Source organism: Pseudomonas sp. NBRC 111127 (genome assembly GCF_001320345.1).
Taxonomy (GTDB): Bacteria; Pseudomonadota; Gammaproteobacteria; order Pseudomonadales; family Pseudomonadaceae; genus Aquipseudomonas; species Aquipseudomonas juntendi.
Genome location: NZ_BCBD01000284.1, coordinates 1 through 2,314 on the forward strand (window position 1 = coordinate 1; position 2,314 = coordinate 2,314).

General features: G+C 64.3%; 1 protein-coding gene. It reads left to right on the forward strand.

Translation table 11 applies throughout. The features are described 5' to 3' along the window. A partial coding sequence (gene parC / locus APH30_RS26810; protein WP_054914226.1) for a DNA topoisomerase IV subunit A occupies positions 1-2,032 on the forward strand: 2,032 nt, incomplete at its 5' end. Between the last annotated feature and the right edge of the window lie 282 nt (positions 2,033-2,314).

A 2,314-nucleotide genomic window follows, 5' to 3' on the forward strand; every position in this document is an offset into this window, starting at 1 on the left:
CGTGCTCGGCAAGTTCCACCCCCATGGCGACTGGGCCTGCTATGAAGCCATGGTGCTGATGGCGCAGCCGTTCAGCTACCGCTACACACTGGTCGATGGCCAGGGCAACTGGGGTGCGCCGGACGATCCGAAGTCGTTCGCGGCCATGCGCTACACCGAGGCGCGGTTGTCCCGCTATGCCGAAGTGCTGCTCAGCGAAGTCGGCCAGGGCACCGTCGACTGGGTGCCCAACTTCGACGGCACCTTGCAGGAGCCCGCCGTGTTGCCGGCACGCCTGCCCAACATTCTGCTCAACGGCACCACCGGTATCGCCGTGGGCATGGCCACCGATGTGCCGCCGCACAACCTGCGTGAAGTGGCCAGCGCCTGCGTGCGCCTGCTCGACGAGCCCAAGGCCACCATCGAGCAGTTGTGCGAGCATATTCAAGGGCCGGACTACCCGACCGAGGCCGAAATCGTCACGCCGCGGGCCGAAATCCTCAAGATGTACGAAAGTGGCCGTGGCTCGATCCGCATGCGCGCCGTGTACCGCGTCGAGGACGGCGACATCGTTGTAACCGCGTTGCCCCACCAGGTCTCGGGGGCCAAGGTGCTGGAGCAGATCGCGGCGCAGATGCAGGCCAAGAAGCTGCCGATGGTGGCCGACCTGCGCGACGAGTCGGATCACGAGAACCCTTGCCGCATCGTCATCATCCCGCGGTCCAACCGTGTGGATGCCGACGAACTGATGCAGCACCTGTTCGCCACCACCGACCTGGAAAGCAGCTACCGGGTCAACGTCAACATCATCGGCCTCGACGGCCGGCCGCAGCTGAAGAACCTGCGCACGATCCTGGTGGAATGGCTGGAGTTTCGTACCCATACCGTTCGTCGCCGGCTGCAGCACCGCCTGGACAAGGTCGAGAAGCGCTTGCACCTGCTGGACGGTTTGCTCACGGCGTTCCTCAACCTGGATGAAGTGATCCACATCATCCGCACCGAGGACCACCCCAAACAGGCGCTGATCGCACGCTTCGGCCTGACCGAAATCCAGGCCGACTACATCCTCGAGACCCGCCTGCGGCAGTTGGCGCGTTTGGAAGAGATGAAGATCCGCGGCGAGCAGGACGAACTGCTGAAAGAGCAAGCCAAGTTGCAGGCGCTGCTGGGCAGCGAAGCCAAACTGCGCAAGCTGGTGCGCAGCGAGCTGATCAAGGATGCCGAAACCTATGGCGACGACCGCCGCTCGCCTATCGTCGAGCGCGCCGAAGCCAAGGCGCTGTCGGAAAACGAGCTGATGCCGACCGAGCCGGTGACCGTGGTGCTGTCGGAAAAAGGCTGGATACGCTGTGCCAAGGGCCACGACATCGACGCGACCGGCTTGTCGTACAAGGCAGGCGACGGCTTCAAGGCCGCTGCTGCTGGCCGCTCCAACCAGTTTGCCGTGCTGATCGACTCGACCGGGCGCAGCTACTCGCTGGCCGCCCACAGCCTGCCTTCGGCGCGTGGCCAGGGTGAGCCGCTGACGGGGCGCCTGACGCCTCCGCCTGGGGCCACCTTCGATTGCGTGCTGCTGCCAGAGGACGATGCGCTGTACGTGGTCGCTTCCGACGCCGGCTACGGCTTCGTGGTCAAGGGTGAAGACCTGCAGGCCAAGAACAAGGCCGGCAAGGGTTTGCTCAGCCTGCCCAACGGCGCCAAGGTCATGACGCCGCGGCCGGTGGCCAACCGTGAGCAGGACTGGCTGGCGGCGGTGACCACCGAAGGCCGCCTGCTGGTGTTCAAGGTCAGCGACTTGCCACAGCTGGGTAAAGGCAAGGGCAACAAGATCATTGGTGTACCCGGCGACCGGGTCGCCAGCCGCGAAGAGTTCGTCACCGACCTGGCCGTGATCGCCGACGGGGCGACCCTTGTATTGCAGGCCGGCAAGCGTACCCTGTCTCTGAAGCCCGACGACCTGGAACACTACAAGGGCGAGCGTGGCCGGCGTGGCAGCAAGCTGCCGCGTGGGTTCCAGCGCGTCGATAGCTTGCAGGTGGAAGTGCCGGCGTAACCGGTGGAAATGTCTGGAACGGCAATTACAGCGCCGTTCCGGGCAGAAACACTGGAGTCGGACGGTTATTTCGCGGATGATATGGCCCTTGCGGCGCCGGCGTGGTCGTGTGCCCGTTTGAATTTATATGTATCACTGCGGTGTGCCTGTAGGCAGCCGCCTGGATGGGATGATGAAATTTCTGCGCCTTCCACTTGCGCTGTTGATGACTGGCCTGCTGGGGCTGGGCGGGTGCACCATGCACCAGCCTGTCGCCTTGTACCAGCTCGACAGTGGTGATCC